The sequence below is a fragment of the Pseudomonas sp. Pmew2 genome (genome assembly GCF_058129885.1).
In genome coordinates, this window is the sequence record NZ_CM176702.1 from 1,924,515 (window position 1) to 1,947,367 (window position 22,853).

A 22,853-nucleotide genomic window follows, 5' to 3' on the forward strand; every position below is an offset into this window, starting at 1 on the left:
CAGCCCTTTCTCAGTCCAGATTCACATGCCGGCTCAGCAGCGCTCGCAGCGCTGCAGGCTTGACCGGTTTTGGCAGATAATCGAGTCCTGCTGCGTGCACCTGAGCGATCAACTCCGGACGACCATCGGCGCTGATCAGCACGCCCGGCACTGGTTGCCCCAGGCGTGTTCTTAGCCAGGCCATCAGCTCAGTGCCGGTCTCTCCCTCATCCAGATGGTAATCCACCAACGCAATCTGCGGCCTGACGCCATTGTTCAGCAGTGCTTCGCATTCCTGACGACTGCGAGCGGTCCACACCTGACAACCCCAGCGTGATAGCAGGCTGTTCATGCCGATCAGGATGCTGTCTTCATTGTCGACACACAGCACCTGCGTGCCGTTCAGCGCGGGTCGGCTGACATCCGGCAGCGTGTCGGGCATTGTCGCCGGGGCTGCTGCCAGTGGCACCCGCACGCTGAAAACGCTGCCTTTGCCAAGCCACGAACGCACCTGCAAAGGGTGCTCGAGAATGCGACACAAACCATCGGCAATAGCCAGCCCCAGGCCCAGCCCCTTCGCTGCGTGAGTCTTGTGGCTGTCGAGGCGTTTGAATTCTTCGAAGATCACCTGGCGCTTGTCTTCGGGGATGCCCGGCCCGCGGTCCCAGACCTCAAGGCTCAGGCTGTCGCCGTAACGCCTGACACCCAGCAGAATAGGGCCTTTGGCATAGCGGAAAGCATTGGTCAGGAAGTTTTGCAGGACCCGGCGCAATAGCTTGATGTCGCTGTCGACGCGCAGTGAAGTGCCTCTGACACGAAAATTCAGACCTTGCTCCTGGGCCAGCGCTTTGAATTCGGCGCCCAGGGTGTCAAACAGCGCGTTGAGCGGGAATGGTTGGCGGTCCGGGGTGATCTTGCCGTTTTCCAGGCGCGAGATGTCCAGCAGGTCGCTGATCAGGTCTTCGGCAGAACGCAACGAGCTGTCCAGATGCTGGACCAATTGCTGGGCGTCGCTGGAAATTCCGTCCTGCTGATGCGACAGCGCAGCAGAAAACAGCCTTGCAGCATTCAGCGGCTGCATCAGGTCATGGCTGACGGCGGCCAGAAAGCGGGTTTTCGATTCGTTGGCGGCTTCGGCGGTGCCCTTGGCCTCGGTCAGCGCCTGATTGAGCTGCGACAACTCATGGGTACGTGCGGCGACACGCTGCTCAAGGCTTTCATTGACGCCTTTGAGGGCCTGTTCGGCGGCACGAAACGCGGTGATGTCGGTGAAACTCATGACGAAACCGCCGCCGGGCATCGGATTGCCGATCAGCTCGATCACCTGCCCGTTGGGGAACAGCCGCTCCGAGGTGTGCGCGCGGCCCTGACGCATCTAGTGCAGGCGTCGCGCTACATGCACTTCGGCCTCACCCGGCCCGCACAGCCCACGTTCGGCGTTGTAGCGAATGATGTCGGCAATCGGCCGGCCGACGCCAATCAGGCCTTCGGGGTAATTGAACAGCTCGAGGTAGCGGCGATTCCAGGCCACCAGCCTCAAGGACTGATCCACCACACTGATGCCCTGGGTAATGTTTTCGATGGCCCCCTGCAACAGCGCACGGTTGAACTGCAAGACTTCGGACGCTTCGTCGGCGATGCGTACGACGTCTTCCAGCTGCATGTCGCGCCCTTCAATAGCAGCCTTGACCACGGCGCGGGTCGAGGAAGTGCCGAGCACGCCAGCCAGCAGCCGCTCGGTGTGCGCGATCCACTCTCCGTTGGCATTCAAACTGGGGTTGAAACCCTTGCCTTGTCTGTTGGCGAAGCGAATGAAGCTCTGACGCGCCCGGTCTTCACCAACAAAGCGCGCCGAGAGGTTGAGCAGGTCTTCTATCTGGACGGCGAGCAGCGGTCGGCTGAAGTCGCGCCCCTGGGTTTCCTGGCCAATGAAACGACCTGCCTGCCAGTGCTCCGCCACTCGGGTGCGCGACAACATCGACACCCAGGCGAACAGCGTGCAGTTGCCGGCCATCGACAGCACCACGCCCTGAGTCATCGGTGAGATCGGCAGGTCGAACGGGTTGCTGTGCAGCCAGGACAGTAGCGGGAAATTGCTCAGCGACCAGCCCATGCCATGCGCCGCGACCGGCAATACTAAGGTGTAGAACCAGATGAAGATCCCCGCCGCCAGGCCTGCAAAGACACCACGCCGGTTAGCCTGCTTCCAGTACAGCGCACCGAACATGGCCGGTGCCAACTGGGTGATCGCGGCGAAGGCAATCTGCCCGATAGTCGCCAGGCTGGCCGTTGAGCCCAGCATCCGGTAGCTGACATAGGCCAGCAGGAGAATCATCACAATGCTGATGCGCCTTACCGAGAGCATCCAGTGACGAAACGCTTCGAACGGCCGCTCGGTGTTTTTGCGCCTTAACAGCCAGGGCAGCAGCATGTCGTTGGATATCATCGTCGACAGCGCCACGCAGGCGACGATCACCATACCGGTTGCCGCCGATGCGCCGCCGATGAAGGCCAGCAGGGCGAGTGACGGGTGAGCGTGCGCCAGTGGCAGACTGATCACGAACGAGTCGGGCAGCATGGACGCGGGCAGCAGCATTTGTCCGGCTAGCGCAATCGGCACGACGAACAATGCCGCCAGTGCCAGATAGGCCGGGAACACCCATTTGGCGAGATTCAGGTCCTGAGGCTCGATGTTTTCGACCACCGTGACGTGAAACTGTCGCGGCAGGCAGACAATCGCCATCATCGCCACACCGGTCTGCACGAACATCGACGGCCAGTTGATCGTGTCTTGCCAGTATTCCTCGAGGCGTGGCGCAAGTTTGGCCTGATTGAACAGGTCGTCGAATCCGTCGTACAGGCCGAACGTGACAAACACGCCGACTGCCATGAACGCGAACAGCTTGACCAGCGCTTCGAAAGCAATAGCCAGCACCATACCGCGATGGTGTTCAGTCACATCCAGATTGCGTGCGCCGAAGACGATGGTAAACAACGCCAGAATCAGCGACACCACCAGCGCGGTGTCCTGAGCGCGGGTGCCGGTGGAATCAGCCACGGCACCGATCAGGATATTCACGCCCAGCACGATGCCTTTCAGTTGCAGCGCGATATACGGCAGCATGCCGATCAGGCAAATCAGCGCGACCATGACCGCCAGTGACTGGGACTTGCCGTAGCGTGCCGCGATGAAGTCGGCAATGGAGGTGATGTTCTCCTGCTTGCTGATCAGCACCATCTTCTGCAGCACCCAGGGTGCCAGCACCATCAGCACGATAGGCCCCAGATAAATCGGCAGGAACGACCACAGCTGTTCAGCGGCCTGACCCACCGCACCGAAAAACGTCCAGCTGGTGCAATACACCGCCAGCGACAGGCTGTAGACCCAGGCGCGCATGGTCGGGCGCAGCGATGCGCTGTACCGGTCGCCGTAAAAGGCGATGGCGAACATGATGGCCATGTAGGTAAGGGCAACGGCCGCAATCAGCCCGCTGGACAGCGACATATGAAATTCCACACCGTATCGATAGCGCGCAGTCTCGCACGATGGCCGCGCTTCGTCTTTGTCGACCAAGGTCGAGCGTGGCGGGGTGTCGCAGCTGTTACGCAAACGCTAGTAACGATGAAAAAAGGTGCGGGGTGTTTTGTAAAAAGAAATGTCCTATCGACATTCGGCAGCGTTACGTCTTCAATGTGCCTCGGATTGGCGGCTACGTCAGTTCACCCTAGCCTCTCAGGACCACGGACGATGAGCCAACAGTCACAATTCAGCTTGCTCGGGAAACGCCGTTTCCTGCCGTTTTTCATCACGCAGTCCCTCGGGGCGTTCAATGACAATATTTTCAAGCAGTCATTGATCCTCGCCATCCTCTATAAGCTGAGCATCGACGGGGATCGTTCGATCTATGTCAATCTGTGTGCCTTGCTGTTCATCCTGCCGTTCTTCCTGTTCTCGGCGCTGGCCGGGCAGTTCGGCGAGAAGTACCCCAAGGACACGCTGATCCGCATTATCAAGTTCGGCGAGATCGTCATCATGGCGGTCGGGGCTGCGGGCTTTCTGTTCGATCACCTTGAATTGATGCTGGCGGCGCTGTTCGCCATGGGCACGCATTCGGCGCTGTTCGGGCCGGTCAAATATTCGATCCTGCCTCAGCACCTGCGCGAGAGCGAACTGGTCGGCGGCAACGCGCTGGTCGAGATGGGCACCTTTCTGGCGATTCTGGCCGGCACCATCAGTGCTGGCGTGATGATGTCTTCTGCGCACTATGCCTGGGTTGTTGCGGCCGCTATCGTGCTGGTCGCCTGCCTGGGGTTCGTTGCCAGCTTCGGTATTCCGCGCGCGACTGCCGCCTCGCCCGAGATGAAACTCAACTGGAATATTTTCACCCAGTCATGGGCGACCCTGCGCATGGGGCTTGGACAGACGCCCGCAGTCTCGCGCTCGATTGTCGGCAACTCGTGGTTCTGGTTTGTCGGTGCTATCTACCTGACGCAGATCCCCGCTTACGCCAAAGAGTGGATGTACGGCGACGAAACGGTCGTCACGCTGATCCTGACCGTGTTCTCCATTGGCATCGCGCTGGGCTCGCTGCTTTGCGAGCGGTTATCCGGGCATAAGGTCGAGATCGGGCTGGTGCCGTTTGGCTCGATGGGGCTGACGATTTTCGGTCTGTTGCTGTGGTGGCATTCCGGTGGTTTCCCGCAGAACGTGCAGGCCAACGACTGGCTGGCGGTCCTTTCCTACGGGCAGGGCTGGCTGGTGTTGTTCGATATTTTGGGCATTGGCGTGTTCGGCGGCTTCTATATCGTGCCGTTGTACGCCCTGATCCAATCGCGAACACCGGTGAAAGAGCGCTCACGGGTCATTGCTGCCAACAACATCCTCAACGCGCTGTTCATGGTGGTTTCGGCGATTGTTTCGATCCTGCTGCTGAGCTTCGCCAAACTGTCGATTCCGCAGCTGTTTCTGGCGGTGTCGCTGATGAACATCGCCGTCAATATCTACATCTTCAAAATCGTCCCCGAGTTCACCATGCGCTTCATGATCTGGCTGCTGGGCCATTCCATGTACCGCGTCGAGCATCGCGATTTGAACCGGATACCAGATGAGGGCGCAGCGCTGCTGGTCTGCAACCATGTGTCCTTTGTCGATGCGTTGCTGATTGCCGGTGCAGTGCGGCGGCCGATCCGTTTTGTTATGTACTACAAGATCTACCAGTTGCCGGTCCTCAACTTTATCTTCCGCACGGCTGGGACCATCCCGATTGCCGGGCGCAACGAGGACATGGACATCTACGAGCAATCGTTCAAGCGCATCGCTCAGTACCTCGCGGAAGGCGAGCTGGTGTGCATCTTCCCGGAAGGCAAGCTGACCACCGACGGCGAGATCAGCGGCTTCAAGAGCGGCATGAGCCGCATCATTGAGGAAACCCCGGTGCCGGTCATTCCGCTGGCACTACAAGGGTTGTGGGGCAGCTTTTTCAGCCGTGACCCGAGCAAGACCCTGTTCCGTCGCCTCTGGTCGCGTGTGGTGCTGGTCGCGGGTTCGCCCATTGCAGCAGATGTTGCAACGCCGGTGGATGTGCGTGAAGAGGTGAAGGCACTGAGAGGGAAGGTGCAATAAGCGCTCCGCGCTGAATTGGCACGATATGACTACCGTGCCAATGCTCGTAGGCATGCATTTCGTGACGCTCTGCGTCACCTTCAGGTGCCGCCGCTGATCAAAGGCCCGGTTTGGTTTCTTCCTCCGGCATCTTCCTGAAATACGTCGATAGCAACGCACCGGAAATGTTGTGCCAGACGCTGAACAGCGCGCTCGGCACCGCCGCCAACGGCGAGAAATGTGCGCTGGCCAGCGCAGCGCCCAGGCCGGAGTTCTGCATGCCGACTTCCAGCGCCAGTGACTTGCGTTGCGCCAATGGCAGCTTGAAGACCTTGCCGGTGAAATAACCCAGCAAAAAGCCGAAGGTGTTATGGAGGATCACCACGGCCATGATCAACAAGCCCGATTCGGCGATTTTCGCCTGGCTGGCGGCAACTACGGCGCAGACGATCATCACGATGCTCACCACCGAGACCAGCGGCAGCACGTCCACGGCGTAGCTGACCCGTGCGCCCAGCAGACGCTGTGCAACCACACCGAGCACGATCGGCAGCATGACCAGTTGCAGAATCGACCAGAACATATCGAGGAAGGACACCGGCAGCCACGCCGACGCCAGTAACCAGATCAGGGTCGGGGTCAGCAGCGGGGCGAGCAGGGTGGTCACCGCCGCGATTGCCACCGCCAGCGCCAGATCACCTTTGGCCAGCCAGGCCATGACGTTGGATGACGTACCGCTCGGGCAGCAGCCGACCAGAATCACACCCACAGCGATTTCCGGCGGCAGTTGAAACACCTGACACAGCAACCAGGCCACGCCGGGCATGATCACAAAGTGCGCGACCACCCCCAGCGCAACGCGCCACGGGTTTCGCGCCACCTCAGAGAAGTCTTCCAGCTTCAAGGTAAGACCCATGCCGAACATTACCAGACCCAGCAGCGGTACGATCCAGCTTTTCAGACCGATAAAGGCCTGCGGGAACAGAAACGCCAGGATGGCGAACAGCAGCACCCAATAAGCAAAGGTGTTACCGACAAACCGACTCAAGGCTGCCAACGCACGCATGGGGTGCTCCCTCCTGTAAAAAAAACCTGTGTGAAATGAACGCGCCGTCTCACAGGACGGCGCGGTGTTGCAGGCAGCGACGGGCGGGGATCAGATCCCCTGCGGGATTTCCTCGCCGCCCAGCGCGTCGAACAGTTCCGGCAGGAACTCGCCGAAGGTCAACATCATCAGTGTGAAGCTGGCGTCCAGCTGGCCCAGTGCCTCGTCGCCACCGTCCTGTTCCGCCTGATCCTGCAGCAGGTCTTCGAACTTCAGGCGCTTGACCACCAGCTTGTCGTCCAGCACGAACGACAGCTTGTCCTGCCAGGCCAGCGACAGCTGGGTGACGACCTTGCCGGTGTTCAAGTGCAGCTGAATTTCGTCGCTGGTCAGGTCCTGACGCTTGCAACGTACGATGCCGCCGTCTTCGTGGGTGTCGCGCAGTTCGCACTCGTCCAGCACGAAGAAGTTGTCGGCCGCTTTCTGGGTCTTGACCCAGTCGGTCATGGTCGCACTTGGCGAAACCTTGACGGTCAGCGGACGTACCGGCAACGAGCCGATCACTTCACGCAGGGTCGACAGCAGGTCTTCGGCGCGTTTCGGGCTGGAGGCGTTGACCAGAATCAGGCCCTGCTTTGGCGCGATGGCAGCGAAGGTCGCGGAGCGGCGGATAAACGCACGCGGCAGAAAGGCCTGGATGATTTCATCCTTGAGCTGATCACGTTCCTTCTTGTAGACCTTGCGCATCTGCTCGGCTTCGATCTCGTCGACCTTTTCCTTGAGCGCGTCGCGTACAACGCTGCCCGGCAGAATGCGCTCTTCCTTGCGTGCAGCAATCAGCAGGAAGTCCTGGCTGATGTGTACCAATGGAGCGTCCTCGCCCTTGCCGAAAGGAGCGACGAAACCATAGGTGGCCACCTCCTGGCTGGCGCAGGCACGAGCCGGTTTGGTTGCCAGTGCTGTCTCCAGCGCTTCGGCATCGAAAGGCACGTCCTGGGTCAGGCGATAGACAAGCAGGTTTTTGAACCACATGAGGTGAGTCTCTCTTTCTATACAAAGGCGGGCATTATTCGCTCCTCGGCGGCTGCGGCCAACCCTGCACAGAGCGTTTGTAAGCCTTTGGAAGGATTATAAAAATTATTTAAAAAAGTGCTTGCCAGAGTGCAGGTCGCTCCGTAGAATGCGCGCCACACCGAGAGTGAAGGGTGATTAGCTCAGCTGGGAGAGCAGCTGCCTTACAAGCAGCGGGTCGGCGGTTCGATCCCGTCATCACCCACCAAACTCGCTTTTAGTGTTATGCGCAGCGGTAGTTCAGTCGGTTAGAATACCGGCCTGTCACGCCGGGGGTCGCGGGTTCGAGTCCCGTCCGCTGCGCCATATTCAGCTTCAAGGCCCTTGAACTCCTTGAAGCAAACAGAAAGCCCGCCTTGTGCGGGCTTTCTGCTTTCTGCTTTCCTGAAACGATGAAGTCTTCGTTCATTCATCGGGGTGTGACAGGCAGCTACCGAGCCATCCTGGTAACCATACGACCAAGCTATTTCCGCCCAGGCTTTCGACCATGCGCGGGCCATCTGCATCGGCCATGGCCGCCTCCGTCAGCGCGTTGGCCTTGCCTGTGCTGCACACCGCGACCATCGATCAGCACGGTACTGTCGTTACTCAGTCGTCTCCGTGGATCAAGTCCGTAAGTTACAGTAGTAAGAACGACTATTTCGCAACGTATAAAGTGATTTTCAATGAGGGCCACTTCAAACACTCGCCTGGTTTCTGCTCGGCATCTTCTATTGATACCAGTGACTATGAACGGCTGTTCTACGGTCACGTCAAGTTGGGTGGGGCTGCCACCACAAAAGAAGTCAATGTGTTAGGTCTCATGGTCGGTAAGGACGGTGCCTCGGGTGACGCTTCCATGGGGTTTCAGCTGGCGTGCAGCAACTGATTGAATGAGCCTCACCGGGTGCGGGGCTTTCTCGAGGGCAGAACCTCGTTAAACACCTCCGGCTTTCCATCCACCGCATTTGCGCAGATCATCTATCCATTCCCAACAAGAACGGACGTGTCATGAACTTACCTCTTCAGGGCATCAAGGTGGTGGAGCTGGGCCAGCTTATTGCCGGACCTTTTGCGGCGAAGATCCTTGCCGAGTTCGGTGCCGAGGTCATCAAGGTCGAGCCGCCGCTGACCGGTGATCCTTTGCGCAAATGGCGTTTGCTGCACAACGGCACCTCCGTATGGTGGGCGGTGCAGTCGCGCAACAAGCAGTCGGTGACCCTCGACCTGCGTCAACCAAAGGCGCAGGAGATGGCCCGCCAGCTGATCCGTGATGCAGATGTGCTGGTGGAGAATTTCCGCCCCGTTACACTTGAGGGTTGGGGGCTCAGTTGGGAAGAGCTACATGCCCTCAATCCGAAACTGATCATGCTGCGCGTCTCCGGCTATGGGCAGACCGGCCCGTACCGTGACAGGCCGGGTTTTGGCGTAATAGGCGAGGCGATGGGCGGTTTGCGTCATTTGTCGGGCGAGCCAGGGCGTACGCCGGTGCGTGTCGGTGTGTCGATCGGCGATTCACTTGCAGCGTTGCACGGCGTGATCGGCATTCTGCTGGCGCTTCGTCACCGAGAACAGAATGGCGGTGATGGGCAGCAGATAGATGTCGCGTTGTACGAGTCAGTGTTCAACGTGATGGAAAGCCTGATTCCCGAGTATTCGGTATTCAGTACTGTCCGTGAGCCAGCAGGCAGCAGCATGCCAGGCATTGCACCAACCAACGCCTACCGCTGCAATGATGGCAAGTACGCGCTGATCGCAGGTAATGGCGACAGTATCTACCGCCGGTTGATGGAAAAAATCGGTCGAATGGATCTGGCCAATGACCCCGAGCTTGAGCACAACGACGGGCGGGTCAGGCATGTGGCACGCATTGATGCTGCCATTTCGACCTGGACCGCCGAGCGCTCGATGGACGAAGTTCTTGCTGCACTCAACGAGGCGCGTATCCCGGCAGGCAAGATCTACGACGCTGCCGATATCGCCGGCGACCCGCATTATCAGGCGCGTGACATGTTGTTGCAGAGCGCGCTGGATGACGGCACGCCCGTTACCCTCCCGGGGATTGTGCCTAAACTTCAAGGCACGCCGGGCCAGGTAAGAACGCCCGCGCCGACCCTGGGTCAGCACACCGACGCCGTTCTCGAAGCACATGGTATAGACGCAGCCACTCGCGCCGAATGGCGTCGGCTTGGCATCATTTGATCCGAAATGCGGCCTTTGCCGTAAACAGAACTCTATTCCAAACGGAGCTGATCCCGTGATTGATCATCTGGACCATCTTGTATTGACCACTGCTGATGTTGACGCCTGCAAGGATTTTTACGTACGTGTCATGGGTATGGCCCCTGAACGCTTTCGCCAGGGCCGACTGGCGTTTCGCTTCGGCAATCAGAAAATCAATGTCCATGAGCGTGGTAAAGAGTTCGAGCCCAAGGCCCATCTGCCTGTGCCAGGTGCGCTGGACTTGTGTTTCATTGCCAGCATCCCGCTGGCTCAAGTCATCGCACACCTGCAGGAGCAGGACTGGCCTATCGTTGAAGGTCCGGTGGAGCGTACCGGCGCCACCGGGCCGATTCGTTCTGTGTATGTGCGCGATCCTGATCTGAACCTGATCGAAATTTCCGAATTGGCCTGATTCAGGTCGGCGACGGACTGATCCCTTCCGTGATCGCGGCAGGTCTGGCCTGACCGGTTTTCGGCAGGGGCAAAGGCTCGGGTTGTTTCGGCTCGTCCTCGCCATTCAGCGCCCGGTGCATCTTTTCGCTGTCCAGTGCGCCGACCCATTTGGCGATGGCCATGGTGCCGACGCCGTTGCCGATGGTATTGGTGATCGCCCGCGCTTCGGACATGAAACGGTCCACGCCCAGTAACAGCACCATGCCCGCGACAGGGATGGTGCCAAGTGACGCGAGGGTCGCGGCGAGAATGATGAAGCCTGAACCCGTGACACCCGCCGACCCCTTGGAGGTGAACATCAGCACCACCAGTACGATCAACTGGTCGGCCAGGGTCAGTGGCGTATTGGTCGCCTGGGCGATGAAGATCGCGGCAATTGTATAGTAGATCGCCTGTCCGTCCGGGTTGAAGGTCAGGCCGGATGGAATGATCATTCCTGCAACCGGTTTTGACACGCCGGCTTTCTCCATTTTCGAGATCATCTGTGGCAGCACCGATTCAGATGAACTGGTGCCCAGCACCGTGAACAGTTCTTCCTTGATGAAACGCAGAAATTTCCAGAGGCTGAACCCGCTGTAGCGGCATATCGGCCCGAGTACGAAGATCACGAACACTGCGCAGGTCAGGTAGACGCAGGCCATCAGTTTGCCCAGAGAAAACAGCGAACCGAAACCATATTTACCTATGGTGAAGGCAATTGCGCCGAATGCGCCGAGCGGTGCCAGGCGCATGACCATGTTGACGATTCTGAACATGCCCTGCATCAGGCTGTCCAGCGCATCGACAAAAGGTTTAGCGCGCGGACCTACCTGAGCCAGAGCGATCCCGAGCAGGATCGAGAACAGCAGGATTTGCAGAATATTGCCCTTGGCGAATGCGTCGATGATGGTGTCGGGAATGATGCCCATCAAAAAGTCCATGAACGACGAATGCTTCGCCGCGCTGGTGTAGGTGCTCAGGCTGGAAGAGTCCAGCGTTGCCACATCAATGTTCATCCCGGCACCGGGTTTGAATACATCCACCACGACCAGACCAATGACCAGCGCCAGGGTCGACACCACTTCAAAATAGATCAGTGCCCAAAACCCGACGCGGCCCAGCTCCTTCATGTTTTCCATGCGCGCGATGCCGGACACCACTGTCAGGAAAATCACTGGTGCGAGTAGCATCTTGATCAGCTTGATGAATGCATCGCCGATGGGTTTGAGCGCTGCGCCGGTTTCCGGTGCCACAACGCCAACGATGGCGCCTAGAATGACCGCGAGTAAAACCTGTACGTACAGTTTGCCTAGAATGCTTTTCATGACCGGGTCCTGAGTTTTTATTGTTGTCAGGAAATGCCCGGAGACTCGGCAGGTCGGTCTCCGTGGCGTTGTACCGCGATACGACGATGATCTGGCGAACGCGCCTCAGCGGTTGATCAGTTGCAGTACCGCGTCGGTGACCTGCCTGGTGGTGGCCGTGCCGCCGAGGTCCGGGGTATGCAGACCGCTTTCGGTGACCGCCTCGATGGCCGACATCAGGGTCTTGGCCGCTGCCGATTCACCCAGATGCTCAAGCATCATCGCAGCGGTCCAGAGCGTTGCAATCGGGTTGGCGACGCCTTTGCCGGTGATATCGAAGGCCGAGCCGTGAATCGGTTCGAACATCGACGGGAAGTTGCGGCCTGGGTTGAGGTTCGCGGTAGGGGCGATGCCCAGGCTGCCGGACAGGGCGGCAGCCAGATCGGAAAGGATGTCGGCGTGCAGGTTGGTGGCAACGATGACATCCAGCGACGATGGCTTGAGCACCATGCGCGTGGTCACGGCATCCACCAGCTCCTTGTCGATCCTGACGTCCGGGAAGTCCTTGGCCACTTCGTAGAAAATCTCGTCCCACAACACCATGCCATGGCGCTGCGCGTTGGACTTGGTGACCATGGTCAGGTGCTTGCGCGGGCGAGTGCGCGCCAGTTCGAAAGCGAAGCGATGAATGCGCTCTACACCGGCCCGTGTGAACACCGAAACCTCGGTTGCGACTTCCTCTGGCAAACCACGATGCACGCGCCCGCCATTGCCGGAGTACTCGCCCTCGGAGTTTTCGCGAACGACGACCCAGTCGATCTCGTGGCCGTTGTGCAGCGGGCTCTTTACGCCAGGCAGAACGCGCGCTGGACGTACGTTGGCGTATTGGTCAAAGCCCTGGCAGATCGGCAGGCGCAAACCCCACAGGGAAATATGGTCGGGTACATTCAAGGCACCCACTGCGCCGAAGAAAATCGCATCGAATGTCTTGAGTTCGGCCAGACCGCCTTCAGGAATGTAGTGGCCGTTCTTCAGGTAGTTATCCGAATTCCAGTCAAAGTGTTTGAAGGTCAGGTCGAAGCCGGATTTTTTCGACAGCGCCTGCAGGACTTCAACACCTGCGGCGATCACTTCCACGCCAATGCCGTCGCCGGGTACTGCTGCAATGTTGTAACTGCTCATGGTCCACTCCACTGTCCGGTGCTTTTTGTTGTGCCTGCGAACGCTCTGTTCGACAGGGTGTGGAAGGAGTATATGTAGTGAACCGGAACGTATGAGTTACTCGAAATCACTACATAATTAACTTTGAGTTACCAATGAATCAGACACAGGACCTGTCGTTTTTCCATCTGTTGGCTCAGCAGGGCAGTCTTGCCGCGACAGCCCGCGAACTGGGCGTGACGCCGCCTGCCATCAGCAAACGCTTGAGCCTTCTGGAAGCGCGGCTCGGCACACGCCTGGTGAATCGCACCACGCGGTCCATGAGTCTGACTGCCGAGGGCGAGTTGTATTTCAGCCATGCGGCGCGGATTCTGACCCAGATCGATGAAGTCGAGCAGTTGATCACCAGCAGTTCTGCCAGCCCCAAAGGGCTCATCAGGGTCAACGCTTCACTGGGTTTCGGTCGCCGCCATATAGGCCCGGCACTGGCGGCTTTTTTTGCCCGTTACCCCGAGGTTCAGATCCAGCTGGAAATCAGTGACCATCCACTGGATTTGGCCACCCATGGTTTTGATCTGGGCATTCGTTTCGGCAGCCTTCCGGACGCGGCCTTTCATGCGCGCAAGATCGCATCCAATCGGCGTCTGCTCTGCGCATCACCGCTGTATCTGGAAAAGCACGGTACGCCGACACGTCTGGCGGAACTGCAGCACCACAATTGTATTTTTCTGCGTCAGAACGAAACACCCTACGGGGTGTGGAGCTTCAGCAACGGGGGGCGTACGCAGAACGTCAAGGTACATGGCGCATTGGGCTGCAACGACGGTGAGGTCGCGCTGAACTGGGCGCTGGAAGGGTTCGGCATTTTGCTGCGCGCCGAATGGGACATTGCCCGGTACGTGCGCAGTGGCCGTCTGCGTCTGGTGCTTGAAGACCAGACACCCACTCGGGCGGACGTCTACGCGGTCTATCCGCAGCAGTTGCATTTGTCCGCCAGGGTGCGTTGTCTGATCGATTTTCTGGTGGAGCGTTTTGCCAGTCTGGATCAGGTTGTCCCGCTGCAAGACCCGCATTGAGCTCTGGACGTCAGCAGCCCTTCGAAGCAGCTCCGTCCTTTGGTACGAATGCAGCCTTGTCGCCCGGTTTGGTAATGACGTAAGCGCGTCGCCACGGCTGGTCGTCTATCAGTTTCCAGCGATGGCCAGGGCCGGTGGTGTCCTGTGCCAATAATATTTCCCCTGGGCGCAGTACGAAATTCTCTCCACCCGTGGTGGAAAATTCGAGCGTGCCTGAAAGGGTGATCACGTATTGCTCTTCCGGTGCGGCGTGCCAGTCATATTGCGAGTGCGCCGGGGTTTCCTTGAAGTGCAGGGCGTTGACATCGGTCATTGCCTTTTGATCAATCGAGCCTTCGATGACGTGTGACAGATTGTCGGGGCCTGTGCACAGCCTGTATGCCTTGATGCCCTCGGTTACAACGATAGGTGGCTTCTTGGTCGCGTAGGCTGAGCTGACCGGCAACATGACTGCTGTGGTGATGGCTGCAAGGCCTGCCAATTGGCAAGCCGTCGAGCGCATCAGGCGAAAACGATTGTTCGATTGCATAATACGTTCCTGAGCACGACAAACTGCATAAGCCCTGATCGCCAGTCGTGGTGATCGAAACAGGGGCTGGGCAGATTCGCCCACGCAGCGGATCGAACCACATCCGTTAACGGTTAAAAATTATCTTTAGTTTCATGTTGCCGGGTGCCGCGGCGTCTACCTGTTGTCATATTCATCTATGTCACCCGCCACCCTGAGTTTCCTTACGCTAATGACTCAATCAGTCAGGCTTTCAAGGAGCCTTGGATGCACCCCAGAAAAAGAATTGAAAAACGGTCCGTTGACCATCATCCCGGCATGCCAGCGTTTAGCGTGCCTTTCGATCATCCTGATGATGCGGCGCGCTATGCCCATGAGCGGATCGGCAATCGGCGTGACCGTGAATACGGCGGCTTTATTCTGGTTCGCAAGGATGGCAAGTACGTTGCGACCGAACCCATGAACGGCAGCCGGTTCAGCTTTGACCCCGACGAAGTCTTTCCGCGCAACGATGAGGAGGGGTATGTGCTCTACCCGCAAGGGTATGACGACTATGCGATTTACCATTCTCACCCGTCACTTCAGGCCGGGCTTGAAGAATGGCCGGAGCGTGAAAAGGTTACTTACCCGGACAGTTTTTCAGCGGGCGACATCTATGCAGCGATCGATGACCAGGAGGTTTGTCCGGCGACTTATCTTTCCGGACCTGACGGCTCCTTGATCAAATACACGCTGTCCCGTTCTGCCGCCGAAGACACGCTGTTCGCGCGCGTAGCCGGACCGCCAGGCATGCCGCACCTGAGTGAACTCAGTCAGATCCACAAGGCGCTGCAGAACCTCACCATGCTGCCCAGTGATGTGGTCCGGTTGCTGGCAGGTGCCGGGGATCTGGAAGTGATAGTGCCCAGTCGTCTGTGGGGGCGGGTCGGGAAAGTGTCTACAGACTGGCGCCCTTATCCGGACGATGCCGCCACTCGCACGCCTCCTGTGACATCGCCTGCAAGCTGCGCCGTGCAATGGCCACCCAGGCCTCTGAGCCTCAGCGTGCCGTTTACCCGTGCTGATGAAGCTGCACGTTACGCGCACGGCCGGATCGGTACTCGCATTCATTCGCAGATCATCGGTTTCCTACTGTTCAACCCGGTAACGCGCGCTTACCTGATCGCCGAGCCGATCCTTGAAGATGGCGCTCCGGTCTACGCACCCTGTTCGGCGTTTCACCCCGATGCTTACTACCGGCCTGCATTACCTGATGGCTATCGTGTTGACGGCATGTATTTTTCATCTGCCAACCTCGTAGCTGAGGGCGGGCGTGAAGTAGTGAGTGATTTCTTCGACCCGGACGATCTGCATCGCATGTTCAGTTATCGTTACAAGCCTGCACAGCGACCCAAAGGCTCGCCAATTCGTTACGGCTTCGAGATGTCGGCAGTTTATTTCTCGGCAGCCGATGGTGCGCTGCTCGCGTACACACCCAGCCGGTCCGACGAGGAGCTTCGGCTTTTACGAAGCGTATCGCGCGTGTACTCGGGGGCTGAGTCCATCCAGGCGCAACTCGCCGCAGGTACGATCAATGTGCAGGACTTTGTTCGCGCAGTGGCACGAGCCGGGCACCTGCGCGTGCTGCAGACCAGTAAGCGCTGGCCTCATGCCGGGGTGGTCAGCCCCGTGTCATGAGCCCTTCGCTGCAAACCCGCGTGTTTCCCATGCGAATCACAAACTGAACTGCAACTGAACAATCCAGTGCCGCGCCGGGAAAACCTTTGGATACCTGAACTTATCGGCGTTTTCTCCCTCTCATGCCGGTAGCCATTGATCGCGGCGGCCTGATAAGCTCGCGGCTTTACTCGTTTGCCCTTTTGGCGCATGAACAAGGAATTAGCATGAAACAGCATCGGTTGGCAGCGGCGATTGCCCTGGTCGGTCTGGTACTCGCAGGTTGTGACAAGCAAGCCAGCACCGTAGAGCTGAAAACTCCGGCACAAAAAGCGTCTTATGGCATCGGTCTGAACATGGGCAAAAGCCTGGCTCAGGAAGGTATGGATGATCTGGATTCCAAGGCTGTGGCCCTGGGTATCGAAGACGCAGTCGGCAAGAAAGATCAGAAACTCAAAGACGAAGAGCTGGTTGAAGCCTTCTCGGCCCTGCAGAAGCGCTCCGAGGAGCGTCTGGCCAAGATGAGCGAAGAGGCATCGGCCGCTGGCAAGAAATTCCTCGAAGAGAACGGCAAAAAGGATGGCGTGGTCACCACTGCTTCCGGCTTGCAGTATCAAATCATCAAGAAAGCGGATGGCGCTCAGCCTAAGCCTACCGATGTTGTGACTGTTCACTACGAAGGCAAACTGATTGACGGCAAGGTCTTCGACAGTTCCGTTGAACGCGGCAGCCCGATTGACCTGCCTGTAGGCGGCGTTATCCCGGGTTGGGTCGAAGGTCTGCAACTGATGCACGTAGGCGAGAAGATCAAACTCTTCATCCCTAGTGATCTGGCGTACGGCGCGCAGAGCCCGAGCCCTGCGATCCCGGCAAATTCGGTACTGGTCTTTGACCTTGAGTTGCTTGGCATCAAAGACCCGGCAGCTGCTCCGACAGCTGGTGCTGATGCTGACGAAGAAGAAGAGGCAGCTCCTGCCGCTTCGGCTCCGGCCAAGAAGTAACGCACTACCTGGCTACAGAAAACGCCCTGTCTCGACAGGGCGTTTTTGTGTCCGGCTTATTTCCCGAACGCTTGGCCATTCGGGCAGTCCCACTATCATGGAAGCGCGCAGTAGCATTGTCCGACAGTCCGGCAAGGTAACGGCACTCGCTTGAGCGTGGGGGCGGTTTCACACCTTTGTAGCTTTTTTGTGAGTAAAAAACGCCCGATTTGACTGTGGTCCCCCGATAACGGGGAGTTCAGGCATGAAAAAAGCCACTGTTCACAAGGTTATCCACAATTATTGTGGATAACCTTGTGGTACCGGCCAGGCAGGTTCGTCGGATCTGCTTTTATCGAAAGACATTTTGCTGAACGGGAGTGGGTATGAAAGCGCCGTGGAATTTTATTCGTTATCTGCCCGGAGCCCGGCGTCTGCTGGCAGCGGGGCGACTGCCAGGGTTGTTGTTTGCAGTCGCACGCAAGGGCAACAGTGAAGGTAATCGTCTGGGCAAGCTCAAGGACGATCTGCGTTTGCTCCAGGCCTTGTGTCTGGCTTACTGGCGTGGTGAGTACCGAAGCATCAGTCCTAAAGCCATTTTGTCCATTGTCGCGGGCCTGATGTATTTCCTCAGCCCGCTGGACGCTATTCCTGACTGGATTCCAGGGTTGGGTATGTTCGATGACATCGCAGTGCTGGCTTGGGTCACCAAGCACTTGAGCGACGAACTGGATGCTTTTCGTGCATGGCGCGAGCAGCAACCGCCCGAGAAACTCATCGTGGTCGAGCAGTTGCCCAAGACTCAGGCGCTGTTGGAGAAAGAGCGGGGTAAGGTGTAAGTCTCACCGATTGAACACAAGCCATAGCGTTCCGCTGTTAAGATGCCAGCCTATGAATCAAGCCTGATCAGTGTGCGGTCGTGTACTACAAGGTGACTCTATGGATCTTCAAGTGATATCCCGTGACGGTGAGCCGGAATATGCAGTGCTGCCCTGGGCTCAGTACCAGGCACTGCTCAAGGCTGCCGGGTTGGTCGGCAAGGCGCGCCAGGAACCGGTTGCATCGACTTCCGGCATCGCTGCCGGTGAGCTTCCAGGGTTCGATGAGTTGCGGGCGCTGCGCGAGGCCAAAGGTCTTGAAGTGGCCAGCCTGGCCCGTACGGTCGGCATCAGTCCGTCTTATCTGGAGTTGATCGAGAATGGTACTCGTCAGCCGGATGCTGCAATCAAGCGCAGCCTGGCATGGGAGCTTGGAGTGCCGGGCTGGCGAGGTGAGTCGTGAGCGTGCGCATCAGCCGTCAGCATTGGGACGGCCTGCTCAATGAGCTCGATCAGGCGCGCCGCCAGCGTCATCTGCTGACCTATCGCGCGTTGGTCGAGCGTTTGCAATTGCCCAGTCCGGCCATGCAGACTCTGACCGCAGCTCTGGAGCATCTGGCCGCCATGGACGCCCGCGCGGAACAGCCTTTGCGCAGCTCGCTGGTGATCAGCCAGGGCGCAAGCCGCTTGCCGCGCCCAGGTTTTTTTGAATGCGCAGAGCGTCTCGGACGCTTCTCTGGCCCGTCAGATGGCGTCGCCGCCGCTTCATGGCACGCCGCCGAAGTGGTTCGGGTGTTTGAATACAGCTACCCGGAAGTGGAGGTGCAGTAGCGATTCGGCCCCCGAATCTTCAGTGGTTGTATCGACCCCTTCGTGGGTAATGCGGATCGCCGCCCGGTCACTCCCACAACAGCGAACCTGAGGGAGCGAGCTTGCTCGCGAAGTCGCACGTTCAGCTCATTTACCCTCACGCTTGTACCAATAAATCCAGCCGCGTCGAATCGATCACATGAATGCTCGCGCCAGCAACGTCCTTGGCGAAATGTTTGGCTTGTGAGGCCAGGTCGGACAGCTGGCTGGCATCGACCAGCGTGCAGCTTTCTTCGTGCAGATGTACTACGCCAATCGACAGTGATAACAACGGGAACTCCTGACGCTGCGCCTGCCGGTTGAGGGCGACGAAGCAACCGGCTTCCAGATGCTCCGCGCGGTAGAAACGTCGGCATTGATTCTGGAAATCATCCAGCAGGGTTTTCAGGCGCCGCTCCCAATCCTCGACGCCCAGCACCATCAGAAAATCATCCCCGCCGATGTGTCCGACAAAGTCCCTGCTTGGGTCGATACGGTCGTTCAGGCACTGCGCGAGACACAGCAGCACTTCATCACCACGGGCGTAACCGTAGATGTCGTTGAAAGGCTTGAAGCTGTCAATGTCCACGTAGCAGATCACCGATTCGCGGCCCTGTTGCAGCAGACGCGTCAGGCATTGCTGTATCGGAACATTGCCGGGCAGCAGGGTCAGCGGGTTAGCGTAACGTGCCTGCTGGATTTTCATCTCGGTAATCAGCTTCAGAACATCGATTACCCGTCCCAGGCCCAGATAGGTACCGTTGGAGGTGATGATGAAATCCTCTTCGATGCGCTGCCGGGCTCGGCTGGTCAACAGTCGGCTGACCTGTTGCAGTGACTGGCTGACTTCCACGGCCAGAAAGTCATCACTCATCAGGCGGCTGATTGGCTTGCGGGCAAACAGTTCGGTACCAAAGGGCTTGAGCAGTGCCACGGACAATGAATGCCTATGGACGATGCCGCAGGGCCTGGCCTCGTCGTCCAGCACGGCCAGCGAATTGAGATTGGCCTGCCTGCGAAACGCTTCCAGCACCTCAGCTGTGGGCGTGGACTGGCTGACTGATGGTTGCGGGTTGAGCAGGGCAGAAAGGTCTGCCGCTTCTTCGTTCAACGGCGCGCTGGTGGTCTCTGCCTTGGGCAGCATGGCGCGGGTTTCGCGTGGCGGGCGCTCTTGCGGACGGGCAAGCAGATAGCCCTGAACCAGATCCACGCCCATGTCCTTCAGCGCCGCCAGCTCTTCGGGCAATTCGATGCCTTCAGCAATCACGGTCGCTCTGGAAGCCTTGGCCATCTGCAGCATCGAGCCAACGAACTCGCGCTTCACCGCATCCTGGTGAATTCCGTCGATGAAGTGCCGATCGATTTTCACGTAGTCCGGGCGCAGCTCCGACCAGAGTCGCAAGCTCGAATAACCGGCACCCAGGTCATCCAGCGCGATGGAGAAGCCCATGTCGCGGTAGTGGTGCAGCGCGTTGTACAGCAGGTCGAAATCATCGGTGGGCATCTGCTCGGTCAGTTCGATGACTACATCCTTGGGCGCGATTTGATAACGGCGCAGCATTTCCAGGGTGCGGCCCGGTGGATGAGACGTTTCGAGCAGCGATTCGGGAGAGACGTTGAGAAACAGCTTGCCCGGCAACTTCTGCTGGCTGAAACGCCGGCAGGCGCTGTCACGGCAACTCAGTTCCAGCTCACTCAGGCGGCCTGCCTGTCGAGCGATGGAAAACAGGTTCAGGGGCGAATGCAACGCGCTGTTGGACGGTCCGCGGGTCAAGGCTTCATAACCCAGAATGCGACGTTCCGATAGCGACACGATGGGCTGGAACAAGCTGTGCAAATCACCACGAGCCAGAATTGAACTCAGTGTGCTCAACTGCTCGGTTAGGGTCATGGTCGTCTCGAAGAGGATAAAAAAGGGCTGAGCGCTTGCGCGTTCAGCCCCGTATTTCACGACAGCTTCATGACTGTTTGATGACGTTGAAGCTAAATGGCCATCAATGAGTCTGTCTTATTTTTTTGCCACAGCGGCGCTTAGCCCCAGATAGTCGATCAGAATACGCCCGGTCTCTGCCAGGTAGGCATCGTCCTCGGGTTTGGTTTTCTCGTCTTCCACCGGCAGCGCGTCTTCGTCTTCCTTCTTCAACTCTTTGAGCGGCTCTTCACCCTTGGCCTTGCGGCGGGTGTTTTCCAGCGCGAGCTGCTTGCTTTCGATGGACGCATGCTCTGCACGACGGTCGGCTTCATTGAGGCTGACCGTTTTTTCGTTCATCAGCTTCTTGGCCAGCGCCAGACGGTCTTCAATGAACACGAACTCGGCGTCTTTCGCCGAACGTGCTTCATGACGTGCCTGCAACTGCGCCAGGAACGGCTTGAACGGGTCAATTGCCGGCTTGATCGCCGGTTTGATGCTGTCCCACGGCATGGCCTCGGGCAGCGCGCTCTCGCCGATTTCCTTGGTATCGATCAGCGACGGGTAAGTGATGTCCGGCACTACACCCTGATGCTGGGTGCTCTGACCGGAAACCCGGTAGAACTTGGCCAGTGTCAGCTTCAGTTCGCCATGATTGAGCGGCTGAATGGTCTGCACGGTGCCTTTACCGAAGGTCTGGCCACCGATCACCAGTGCGCGGTGATAATCCTGCATCGCGCCAGCGAAAATCTCCGACGCCGAAGCGGACAGACGGTTGACCAGCAAGGCCATAGGGCCTTTGTAGAACGCGCCTTTGGCTTCGTCTTCCAGCACATCGACCTTGCCGTCGGCATTACGCACCAGCACGGTCGGGCCCTTGTCGATGAACAGACTGGTCAGCTCGGTCGCTTCCTGCAACGAACCGCCACCATTGTTACGCAGATCCAGTACCACGCCATCGACCTTCTCGGCCTGCAGCTCGGTAAGCAGTTTCTTCACGTCACGGGTGGTGCTCTTGTATTCCGGATCGCCAGCACGGTAGGCCTTGAAGTCCAGATAGAACGCAGGGATGTCGATGACCCCGAGTTTGTAGTCCTTGCCATCCTGTTTGAGGTGCAGGATCGACTTCTTGGCCGCCTGCTCTTCAAGTTTCACCGCTTCACGGGTGATGGCGACAATCTTGCTGGTCTGGTCATTCGGCGCATTGCTGGCCGGGATGATCTCCAGACGGACCACGGAACCTTTCGGACCGCGGATCAGCTTGACGACTTCATCCAGACGCCAGCCGATTACATCGACCATTTCCTTGTCGCCCTGGGCAACGGCCACGATCTTGTCGGCTGGCGCGACCTGCTTGGTTTTGGCCGCAGGGCCTGCCGGGACCAGACGCACGATTTTCACGTTGTCGTTATCGCTCTGCAACACAGCGCCGATGCCTTCCAGCGACAGGCTCATGTTGATGTCGAAGTTTTCTGCGCTGTCAGGCGACAGGTAGTTGGTGTGCGGGTCGTAAGACATGGCGAAGGTGTTGATGTAGGCCTGGAAGATATCTTCGGCGCGAGTCTGGTTCAGACGGGCCTGCTGATTCTTGTAGCGCTTGGTCAGGGTTTCCTGGATCTTCGCCGGGTCCTTGCCTGCGATCTTCAGGCGCAGGACTTCATCTTTTATGCGCTTGCGCCATAGCTCGTCGAGCTCGGCAGTGTCCTTGGGCCATGCGGCGTCCTTGCGGTCCACCAGCAGGGTTTCCTTGGTATTGAAGTCAAGCTTGTCGACGCCCTTGCTCAACTCAGCCAGCGCGAAGTCCAGACGCGCCTTGATGCGGTCCAGGTAGCGCTTGTAGATAGTGAAACCCGGATTCAGGTCGCCACTTTTGAGGAAGTCGTCGAACTGGAACTGCCATTTGTCGAATTCGGCAATGTCGCTGGCCATGAAATAGCTGCGCGAGGGGTCCAGTTGCTTGATGTAGCTCTGGTAAATAATCGCTGAACGCTTGTCGTCCAGGGGCGGCTTGCTGTAGTGATGTCGTTTGAGCAGCTCAACCACGTTGAGGCTGGCAATCACTTCGTCGCGGTCCGGCTGAAGATTATCCCAGCTGTTGGCGGCAAAGGTACTGGCTGACATCGGCAAAACGCTAAGGCCGACAAACAGTGCGAGGGCAGTGCTGGGGAATAATTGCTTCATGCTGATTCGACGCGAGGACAATTGATAACGCATATTAGGCCGTCTTTGAGGTCGCCGGTTCCTTCGGACCCGGCCGCATA

17 protein-coding genes, 2 tRNA genes and 1 pseudogene are annotated in these 22,853 nt (G+C 58.4%); 12 read left to right on the plus strand and 8 right to left on the minus strand.

Annotated elements, in window-relative coordinates:
- Positions 1-10: 10 nt before the first annotated feature.
- Positions 11-3,484 (minus strand): annotated as a pseudogene (locus AC4ANK_RS08910) (hybrid sensor histidine kinase/response regulator).
- A 243-nt stretch (positions 3,485-3,727) separates the two neighbouring features.
- On the opposite strand from AC4ANK_RS08910, the gene AC4ANK_RS08915 reads away from it, so the two are divergent.
- A complete protein-coding gene (locus AC4ANK_RS08915) occupies positions 3,728-5,602 on the plus strand; it encodes an MFS transporter (RefSeq protein ID WP_002552624.1) in 1,875 nt (624 codons plus the stop codon).
- Between the two features lie 97 nt (positions 5,603-5,699).
- Here AC4ANK_RS08915 and AC4ANK_RS08920 read toward each other — a convergent pair whose 3' ends face one another.
- Positions 5,700-6,647 (minus strand): bile acid:sodium symporter family protein, encoded by a 948-nt coding sequence (locus AC4ANK_RS08920; RefSeq protein ID WP_002552625.1) that lies wholly within the window; start codon positions 6,645-6,647, stop codon positions 5,700-5,702.
- Between the two features lie 90 nt (positions 6,648-6,737).
- Positions 6,738-7,658 (minus strand): recombination-associated protein RdgC, encoded by a 921-nt coding sequence (gene rdgC / locus AC4ANK_RS08925; protein ID WP_002552626.1) that lies wholly within the window; start codon positions 7,656-7,658, stop codon positions 6,738-6,740.
- Between the two features lie 171 nt (positions 7,659-7,829).
- Between rdgC and AC4ANK_RS08930 the strand changes: the two genes are divergently transcribed.
- The 5 genes from AC4ANK_RS08930 (at position 7,830) to AC4ANK_RS08950 (ending at position 10,311) form a co-directional block, all read left to right on the plus strand.
- Positions 7,830-7,905, plus strand: a tRNA-Val gene (locus tag AC4ANK_RS08930).
- A gap of 21 nt (positions 7,906-7,926) precedes the next feature.
- A tRNA-Asp gene (locus tag AC4ANK_RS08935) sits at positions 7,927-8,003 on the plus strand.
- 181 nt (positions 8,004-8,184) lie between these two features.
- Entirely contained in the window at positions 8,185-8,565 is a 381-nt protein-coding gene (locus tag AC4ANK_RS08940) for a hypothetical protein (RefSeq protein ID WP_002552627.1), read from the plus strand.
- 122 nt (positions 8,566-8,687) lie between these two features.
- Complete coding sequence (locus AC4ANK_RS08945; RefSeq protein WP_031594860.1) at positions 8,688-9,878, plus strand: CaiB/BaiF CoA transferase family protein; 1,191 nt, start codon at positions 8,688-8,690, stop codon at positions 9,876-9,878.
- A gap of 55 nt (positions 9,879-9,933) precedes the next feature.
- On the plus strand, positions 9,934-10,311 hold the full coding sequence (locus AC4ANK_RS08950; protein WP_002552629.1) for a VOC family protein: 378 nt from the start codon (positions 9,934-9,936) through the stop codon (positions 10,309-10,311).
- A 1-nt stretch (position 10,312) separates the two neighbouring features.
- Here AC4ANK_RS08950 and AC4ANK_RS08955 read toward each other — a convergent pair whose 3' ends face one another.
- Entirely contained in the window at positions 10,313-11,656 is a 1,344-nt protein-coding gene (locus AC4ANK_RS08955; protein WP_002552630.1) for a dicarboxylate/amino acid:cation symporter, read from the minus strand.
- A 105-nt stretch (positions 11,657-11,761) separates the two neighbouring features.
- Positions 11,762-12,817, minus strand: coding sequence for a tartrate dehydrogenase (locus tag AC4ANK_RS08960; protein WP_002552631.1), 1,056 nt, complete (start codon positions 12,815-12,817; stop codon positions 11,762-11,764).
- A 134-nt stretch (positions 12,818-12,951) separates the two neighbouring features.
- Between AC4ANK_RS08960 and AC4ANK_RS08965 the strand changes: the two genes are divergently transcribed.
- Positions 12,952-13,872 carry a LysR family transcriptional regulator gene (locus AC4ANK_RS08965; protein WP_002552632.1) on the plus strand — a complete coding sequence of 307 codons (921 nt, stop codon included), beginning with the start codon at positions 12,952-12,954 and terminating at the stop codon, positions 13,870-13,872.
- A 10-nt stretch (positions 13,873-13,882) separates the two neighbouring features.
- On the opposite strand, the gene AC4ANK_RS08970 is transcribed toward AC4ANK_RS08965, so the two are convergent.
- The gene (locus AC4ANK_RS08970) at positions 13,883-14,401 is read right to left on the minus strand and encodes a cupin domain-containing protein (RefSeq protein WP_002552633.1); all 519 of its coding nucleotides are present in this window, start codon (positions 14,399-14,401) and stop codon (positions 13,883-13,885) included.
- Positions 14,402-14,647: 246 nt separating this feature from the next.
- Here AC4ANK_RS08970 and AC4ANK_RS08975 point away from each other — a divergent pair, with 246 nt between their 5' ends.
- The 5 genes from AC4ANK_RS08975 to AC4ANK_RS08995 all read left to right on the plus strand — a co-directional run bounded on the left by AC4ANK_RS08975 (position 14,648) and on the right by AC4ANK_RS08995 (position 18,665).
- Positions 14,648-16,057, plus strand: coding sequence for a DUF4329 domain-containing protein (locus AC4ANK_RS08975; RefSeq protein ID WP_002552634.1), 1,410 nt, complete (start codon positions 14,648-14,650; stop codon positions 16,055-16,057).
- A gap of 206 nt (positions 16,058-16,263) precedes the next feature.
- A complete protein-coding gene (gene bamJ / locus AC4ANK_RS08980; RefSeq protein ID WP_002552635.1) occupies positions 16,264-17,037 on the plus strand; it encodes a BamJ family beta-barrel-assembly machinery protein in 774 nt (257 codons plus the stop codon).
- A 365-nt stretch (positions 17,038-17,402) separates the two neighbouring features.
- Positions 17,403-17,855, plus strand: a complete 453-nt coding sequence (locus AC4ANK_RS08985; protein WP_002552636.1) for a YkvA family protein — start codon at positions 17,403-17,405, stop codon at positions 17,853-17,855.
- A 100-nt stretch (positions 17,856-17,955) separates the two neighbouring features.
- On the plus strand, positions 17,956-18,297 hold the full coding sequence (locus AC4ANK_RS08990) for a helix-turn-helix domain-containing protein (protein WP_002552637.1): 342 nt from the start codon (positions 17,956-17,958) through the stop codon (positions 18,295-18,297).
- Positions 18,294-18,665: a hypothetical protein gene (locus AC4ANK_RS08995; RefSeq protein ID WP_002552638.1), complete on the plus strand. Its 372-nt coding sequence runs from the start codon at positions 18,294-18,296 to the stop codon at positions 18,663-18,665. Before AC4ANK_RS08990 ends, AC4ANK_RS08995 begins: the two co-directional genes overlap by 4 nt.
- A gap of 136 nt (positions 18,666-18,801) precedes the next feature.
- On the opposite strand, the gene AC4ANK_RS09000 is transcribed toward AC4ANK_RS08995, so the two are convergent.
- The gene (locus tag AC4ANK_RS09000; RefSeq protein WP_002552639.1) at positions 18,802-20,574 is read right to left on the minus strand and encodes a bifunctional diguanylate cyclase/phosphodiesterase; all 1,773 of its coding nucleotides are present in this window, start codon (positions 20,572-20,574) and stop codon (positions 18,802-18,804) included.
- A gap of 117 nt (positions 20,575-20,691) precedes the next feature.
- Positions 20,692-22,773 (minus strand): carboxy terminal-processing peptidase, encoded by a 2,082-nt coding sequence (locus AC4ANK_RS09005; protein ID WP_004657761.1) that lies wholly within the window; start codon positions 22,771-22,773, stop codon positions 20,692-20,694.
- Between the last annotated feature and the right edge of the window lie 80 nt (positions 22,774-22,853).

Coding starts and splice junctions, on each gene's coding strand:
- AC4ANK_RS08915 (WP_002552624.1), top strand. CDS start 3,728: ATGAGCCAACAGTCACAATTCAGCTTGCTCGGGAAACGCCGTTTCCTG.
- AC4ANK_RS08920 (WP_002552625.1), bottom strand. CDS start 6,647: ATGCGTGCGTTGGCAGCCTTGAGTCGGTTTGTCGGTAACACCTTTGCT.
- rdgC (WP_002552626.1), bottom strand. CDS start 7,658: ATGTGGTTCAAAAACCTGCTTGTCTATCGCCTGACCCAGGACGTGCCT.
- AC4ANK_RS08940 (WP_002552627.1), top strand. CDS start 8,185: ATGCGCGGGCCATCTGCATCGGCCATGGCCGCCTCCGTCAGCGCGTTG.
- AC4ANK_RS08945 (WP_031594860.1), top strand. CDS start 8,688: ATGAACTTACCTCTTCAGGGCATCAAGGTGGTGGAGCTGGGCCAGCTT.
- AC4ANK_RS08955 (WP_002552630.1), bottom strand. CDS start 11,656: ATGAAAAGCATTCTAGGCAAACTGTACGTACAGGTTTTACTCGCGGTC.
- AC4ANK_RS08960 (WP_002552631.1), bottom strand. CDS start 12,817: ATGAGCAGTTACAACATTGCAGCAGTACCCGGCGACGGCATTGGCGTG.
- AC4ANK_RS08965 (WP_002552632.1), top strand. CDS start 12,952: ATGAATCAGACACAGGACCTGTCGTTTTTCCATCTGTTGGCTCAGCAG.
- AC4ANK_RS08970 (WP_002552633.1), bottom strand. CDS start 14,401: ATGCAATCGAACAATCGTTTTCGCCTGATGCGCTCGACGGCTTGCCAA.
- AC4ANK_RS08975 (WP_002552634.1), top strand. CDS start 14,648: ATGCACCCCAGAAAAAGAATTGAAAAACGGTCCGTTGACCATCATCCC.
- bamJ (WP_002552635.1), top strand. CDS start 16,264: ATGAAACAGCATCGGTTGGCAGCGGCGATTGCCCTGGTCGGTCTGGTA.
- AC4ANK_RS08985 (WP_002552636.1), top strand. CDS start 17,403: ATGAAAGCGCCGTGGAATTTTATTCGTTATCTGCCCGGAGCCCGGCGT.
- AC4ANK_RS08990 (WP_002552637.1), top strand. CDS start 17,956: ATGGATCTTCAAGTGATATCCCGTGACGGTGAGCCGGAATATGCAGTG.
- AC4ANK_RS09000 (WP_002552639.1), bottom strand. CDS start 20,574: ATGACCCTAACCGAGCAGTTGAGCACACTGAGTTCAATTCTGGCTCGT.
- AC4ANK_RS09005 (WP_004657761.1), bottom strand. CDS start 22,773: ATGAAGCAATTATTCCCCAGCACTGCCCTCGCACTGTTTGTCGGCCTT.